We start from the raw sequence: 5,985 nt of genomic DNA, 5'->3' as shown, positions 1-5,985 counted from the left end.
CGCCGCGGCCCGATCGCAGGGCCCGCCCCCGCTCGCCCCGTCCGGCCCGGTCACACGACGCGACCGCCCGGCGCCCTACAGCTCCGCCAGCGCCGCGATCTTCGTGTCCTCCCTGGCGAACGCCACCTCGTCCACCGGGTTGCCGCGCACCGCCGCCGTGGCGGCCACCAGCTCTTGGAGGACGCACACCTCCACCAGCGCCCGCTGCGGTGCGGTCAGCCGCCCCGGGACCGTCACCGCCGCCGCGCCCCGGGGGACCGGCTCCGAGCCGTCCGTGACCGTCAGCACCCCGGTGGGCTTCTCCAGCAGCTGCCGGGCCAGGCCCAGTTCCCGCGCGCCGCCCACCACCAGATGGCTGGTGTCCTCGCTCGCGCAGTCCATCGGCCCGTGCAGGTAGGCGCGGGTGCCGTACGCCGCCGACGGTACGAGCGGGCCCTCGCGCAGCAGCAGTGCGACCGCCTCGGCCGTGGTGAGCTGCGGCGCCGACGCGACGACGTCGGCCGAGCCGCGCGCGAGCGGGCCCGCCGCGAAGTCCGCGAGCACCGCCGCGTTGCGCGCCACCGACTCCTCGATCAGGTCGGGCAGTTCGCGCCAGCGCTCGTCCACCGCCCCGTGCGCCGCGACATCGGCGAGCATGCCGAGCGCCGCGTACGTCACGACGAAACCGGTCGTCGAGACCCGGCTGTCCGGCTGAGCGCCGAGCGTCAGGGCGGCCCCGGCGGCGTCCCGCAGCGGGCTCTCGTCGGCGTTCGTCACCGCCAGGGTGGGCACGCCGGCCCGGCGGAAGCGGGTCACCAGGTCCGCGGTCTCCCGGCTCCGCCCGCTCTGGGACAGGGCGACGACCACGTCGGGGCGGCCGGCCGCCGCCGGGTAGTCCGAGCAGTCGCTGCGGGACGCGTCCACCCCGGCCGCGCGCAGCGCGTACAGCGGCGACGCGAGCGCGGCGCAGCTCGCGCCGATCCCGGCGAACAGGACGCGGCGCCACTCGGGCCGCCAGACGCCGCCGGTGAGCCGCGCGGGCAGCGACGCGGCGAGGTCGCGCAGCGCGGCGGTCTCGGCCGCGCGTCCCTCGTCGTACGTGCGGCCGTACACGGGCCCGTGCGAGGGGACGGGGTCGGCGGCGGTCACGCGCGTGCCCCCTTCTCCTCGCGCGGGCGCCAGGCGCGCCGCGCGATCGCGGGCACGTAGTCGCCCAGGTCGACGGGGAAGCGCACCACGGTCCCCGTCTCCGCCGCGTAGTAGGCGGCCATCAGCAGTTCGGTCACCGCGACACCGCTGTCCAGCGATTCGAGCGGCTGCCGCCCGTCGGCGAACGCGCGGGTGATGTGCGTGTTCTCCGCGGTGTAGCCGTACGCGGCGGGCTCGTCCGCGATCACCGGCATCAGGCCCTGCTCGGCGTTCTGCTTCTCCAGCATGTCCTCGCCCGCGGCCTGTTCGAGGGCCCGCGAGAAGAAGACGTTCGCGTCGCCGCTCAGCGAGTTGGCGTTCATCGAGTACTCGGGGCCGAGCAGCTCGAACGACAGCCGCATGCCCGCGCCGACGTACCCCCAGGACGTCATGGCCTCCACGATGACCGGTTCGCCGTCGCCGTTGACGAAGGTGAACGTCGCGTTGGCGTAGTCCTCGGACGGTGTGGCCCGGTAGTCCTGCACGCCCGGATACGTCTCGGCCAGCTGCGCCGCGTACTTCTCGCGGCCCCACCGCAGCGAGGCGACGGTGGCCGTCACGGACACCGGCCGCAGCCACTCGGAGGGGTTCTTGCCGGGCGGGGTGAGCAGGAAGCGCCCGGCCTCGACCGAGTGGCACATCAGGTCGTTGAGCACGCCGCCGCCCTGCGCCTCGCTGTCCCAGAACCACGCGGAGTGCGGGCCCGAGTGCTCCTCGGTGCAGCGGGCGAGGTACGGGGTGCCCGAGCGCTCCGCGCCACGCGCCCACATCAGGTCGCGGGTACGGGTCAGGCGCGGCGAGTACACCTGGTTCTCCAGGTACGCGTGCGGGATGCCCGCGTCGCGGACCAGCGCGGCGACCTGCCTGGCCTCGGCGAGGTCGCGGCCGAGCGGCTTCTCCACGGCGATGCCCCGCAGCGCGGCGCGCCCGGCGGCGACCTCGTCGCAGATCGCCCTCACGACCTGGACGCGGGTGTGGTTCGGGGTGAGCACCCACACCGCGTCGACCCGCTCGTCCCGGACGAGGGCGGCGATGTCGTCGTACGGTGTGACGTCCTCACCGACACGCAACTCCTCGGCGTAGGAGGCGAGTTCACGCGCCCGGTCCAGGTCGCGCGACTGGGTCGCGACGATGTCGGAGCCGCGGATCGCCTGCCAGGACCGTACGTGGAAGTGGGCGATGAAGCCGGAACCGACGATGCCGATCCCGAGGGTCTTTCCGTTCATGAACTGTCCTTCACGCGTAGTGCTTGGTTCTGGCGCCCCGGTGCGTCCGGGGCCGTGGCCGGTGCCGGGGACGAGGGGGCCCGTGCGGGCGGCCCCGGCGGGCTCACCCCTTCACACCGGTGAGGGTGATGCCCTCCACGAAGGTGCGCTGGGCGAAGAAGAAGACGAGGACCACCGGGAGGGTGGCGAGGGTGGTGACCGCCATGATCACGCCCCAGTCGGTGGTGTGGGAGCCGTGGAAGGAGGCGAGGCCGTACGCGATGGTCCACCGGCTCGGGTTCTCCGAGGTGTACAGCAGCGGCCCGTAGTAGTCGTTCCAGCACTGGAAGAACATGAAGATGGAGGCCGCCGCGATGCCGGGCTTGGCCATCGGCACCATGACGCGGGTGAGGATGCCCCACTCCCCGTTGCCGTCCATCCGGGCCGCGTCGATGTACTCGGTCGGGATGGACAGGAAGAACTGCCGCAGCAGGAAGATGGAGAAGGCGTTGCCGAACAGGTGCGGCAGGATCAGCGGCCACATGGTGCCGACCACCCGGAACTGCGCCCACATCACATAGATCGGCACCTGCGTGACCTGCGGCGGCAGCAGCATCGCGATGATCACGGCGAAGAAGATGGCACCGGCGAACCGGATGCGCACCTTGGCCAGCACATACGCCATCGGCACCGAGGAGATCAGCATGAAGATCGTCGAAACCCCGGCGTAGAGCAGGGAGTTGCCGAACCAGCGCAGCAGCGGCGCGGTGTGGAACGCCTTCGCGTAGTTGGCCCACTGCCAGGGGTGGGGCCACACCGCGCCGGTGAGCGTCTGGTGCCCGCCCATGAAGGAGGTGAGGACCACGAAGACGATCGGGACGAGGAAGATCAGGCCGAGCGCGATGAGCAGCGCGTGCTCGGCGACGTACGCGAGTGTCCTTTTGACGGTCACGGTGCTCACACCCCCTTCTGCCGGAACAGTCCGGCCCTGCGCAGCAGGATCGCCATCACGGCTGCGGCGACGACGAACAGCACGACGGCCATGGCGGCCGCGTAGCCGAGCTGGAAGCTGCTGAAGCCCTGCACGTACATCCACTGGGTGTAGGTGAGCAGGGAGTCGTTGGGATAGCCGAGGAGCTGGTCGGGGCCCGCGTCGATGCCGGTCTTGCCGTTGGCGACGCTGGAGGCGACGGCCGCCTCGGTGAAGTACTGGAGCGCGGCGATCACCCCCGTGACGGCGGAGAACAGCACCACGGGCGAGATGTTGGGCAGGGTGATGTACCAGAGCTTCTGCCGGCCGCCCGCGCCGTCCAGGTCCGCCGCCTCGTACTGGTCCTTCGGTACGTCGAGGAGCGCGGCGAGGAAGATCACCATGATGTCGCCCATCATCCAGACGCCGAGCAGCAGCAGCGACGGCTTGGACAGGGACGGGTCGTTGAACCAGAGCGGCCCCTTGATCCCGAAGGCCCTCAGGACCGTGTTCACCGGTCCCGTACCGGGGTTGAAGAGGAACACGAAGCCGACGACGGACGCGACGGGCGGCACCAGCGCCGGCACGTAGAACAGCGTGCGCCAGAAGCCGGAGGCGCGCTTGCGCCGGGTCAGCAGCAGGGCGATGCCGAGCGAGCAGGCCATCCGCACGGGTACCAGGATGGCCACGAACCACAGGGTGTTGAGGGCGGCCTTCCACACCCGCGGGTCCTGCGTGAACAGGTAGGTGTAGTTGCGCAGCCCGATCCACTTGGGCGAGCTGGCCAGGTCGTAGTTGGTGAACGAGAAGTAGAGGTTGGCGCAGAGCGGGTAGAGGAAGAAGACCACGAGCCCGATGGTGGCGAGCGCCATCATCGACCAGATGGGGATTCTGCTCCGCAGCGCGCGCCGACTGGCGGCCCGTGCGCCGGCCCCGGGGGCGCCCGCGGCGGCGCCTGTACCTGTACCGATACCCGTGCCGGGCCCGGTAGCGCCTCCGCCTGTACCGATACCCGTGCCGGGCCCGGTAGTTGTACCGCTTCCTCCGCCGAGGGCATTCACATCACTCATGGGTCACTTCGCCCGTCGCAAGCCGAGTGCGTTGTTGATGTCGGTGTCGACCTTCTTGAGGCCGCTGGTCAGACCCGAGCCCGAACCCTCCTGGTAGGTGGTCCAGAAGTCGTCCATCGTGGCCGTGAGGGTGGCGCCGATCTCGGTGACCGGACTCGTGGCGCTGGCCGGGCTGCGGGACGCGTCGATGAACGTCCGGTACTGCACGGGGGCCTGGAGGTCCGGGGAGGCCGCGGCGCTCTTGAGGGCCGGGATGTTCTTCACGCCGTTCGCGAGCTTCACGGCCGCGCCGGTGTCGGTGGCCAGGTACTTCACCAGCGCCCAGGCCGCCTCCTTGTGCGTGGAGCGCTTGTCGATGCCGATGTCGGCGGCCGAGACGAAGCCCCCGCCGTACTTCTGCCCGCTGCCGTCGAGCACCGGGAACGGCGCGGTGGCGTACTTCAGGTGCTTGGCCTGGTCCTGGATGAAGGCGACCCTCCACTCGCCGTCGAGCGTCATGGCGATGCGGCCGGTCTGGAAGGCGTTGTCGGCGGACCACTCGTCGCCGAGGCCCGCGGTGAACGTCTTCAGCTTCTGGTAGCCGATCTTCTTGACGAAGCCGCGCTGCCAGGCGATGAGCCGGTGCCACTGCGGGGAGGACGCGACGGCCGAGTCGCCGTGCTTCATCCAGGTCACCCCGGCGGTGCCGCCGAGTGTGGCCGAGGTGTTCTGCTGGAAACCCACCAGCGGGTTGAACCCGAGGGTCTTGATGGAGCCGTCGCGGTTGTACGTGGTGAGTTTCAGCGCCATGTCCTCCAACTGCGAGAGCGTGCGCGGCGGCCGGGTGTAGCCGGCCCGCTTCAGCAGTGCGGTGTTGTAGTAGAGCCCGTACACGTCGGAGGTGGTGGGCAGCGAGCAGCGGCGCCCGTCGAACGCGGTGGCCTCGGCGAAGATGCCCTGGAAGTCGGAGGTGCGCACGCCGTCGCGGCGCATGTACGGCGCGAGGTCCGCCATGGTCTTGCAGGCGGTGCCGAGCGTGGAGTTGACGTTGGTGATCATCGCGTCGACGTCGCCGCCCGACGAGACCACCTGGGTGATCTTGGTGTCCTGCTGTCCGCTGTGGACGTCGACCTTCACATCGGGGTACTTCTTCTCGAAGCCGTCCACGACGGACTGGATCACATCGGCCTCGCGGCCCGAGTAGTGGTGCCAGAGCTGGACGGTGCCCGACAGGTGGGCGGGCGCGGTGGCCGCGACGGGGCCGTCGTCGCCGCCGGCCGCGCAGCCGGACAGCGCGAGGGCCGCGGTCGCCGCGAGCGCGGTCAGGACGGTGCCGGTGTGCCGCGGTCGCCGTACGGGCCGGGGCCCCGGCCGCAACCGGAGCCGGGGCCGAGGCCCGGGCCGGGGTATTTTCGCCGATTTCATCGCAGAGCCTTCCTGCTGAAGTGCGCGACGTGTCGTCGAGTGCGCTCCTCCGATACGGGCGCGGGTCACGGGCGTTGACGCCGGACACTGACACGGGGACGGGTCGGGTACGGGCTCCGGGCCACGGGCCACGGGCACGGACGGGCTACGGGGAGGGGACGGGGGTACG

5 protein-coding genes are annotated in these 5,985 nt (G+C 71.2%); all 5 read right to left on the bottom strand.

Translation table 11 applies throughout. The annotated features are described in order from the left end of the window. Nucleotides 1–75: 75 nt before the first annotated feature. The 5 genes from LCE31_RS35325 to LCE31_RS35305 all read right to left on the bottom strand — a co-directional run bounded on the left by LCE31_RS35325 (nt 76) and on the right by LCE31_RS35305 (nt 5,816). A complete protein-coding gene (locus LCE31_RS35325; protein WP_225021869.1) occupies nt 76–1,128 on the bottom strand; it encodes an SIS domain-containing protein in 1,053 nt (350 codons plus the stop codon). After that, a complete protein-coding gene (locus LCE31_RS35320) occupies nt 1,125–2,393 on the bottom strand; it encodes a Gfo/Idh/MocA family protein (RefSeq protein ID WP_225021866.1) in 1,269 nt (422 codons plus the stop codon). Before LCE31_RS35320 ends, LCE31_RS35325 begins: the two co-directional genes overlap by 4 nt. Nucleotides 2,394–2,496: 103 nt before the next feature. After that, nucleotides 2,497–3,333 (bottom strand): carbohydrate ABC transporter permease, encoded by an 837-nt coding sequence (locus tag LCE31_RS35315; RefSeq protein WP_225021864.1) that lies wholly within the window; start codon nt 3,331–3,333, stop codon nt 2,497–2,499. Then, a complete protein-coding gene (locus LCE31_RS35310; protein ID WP_225021862.1) occupies nt 3,330–4,217 on the bottom strand; it encodes a carbohydrate ABC transporter permease in 888 nt (295 codons plus the stop codon). Before LCE31_RS35310 ends, LCE31_RS35315 begins: the two co-directional genes overlap by 4 nt. A gap of 198 nt (nt 4,218–4,415) precedes the next feature. Beyond that, nucleotides 4,416–5,816: an extracellular solute-binding protein gene (locus LCE31_RS35305; protein WP_225021860.1), complete on the bottom strand. Its 1,401-nt coding sequence runs from the start codon at nt 5,814–5,816 to the stop codon at nt 4,416–4,418. Nucleotides 5,817–5,985 lie beyond the last annotated feature (169 nt).

Origin of the sequence: Streptomyces sp. 8L, from assembly GCF_020176795.1 — a bacterium.
Classification (GTDB): Bacteria; Actinomycetota; Actinomycetes; order Streptomycetales; family Streptomycetaceae; genus Streptomyces.
This window is presented reverse-complemented; position numbering and strand designations above follow the sequence as displayed.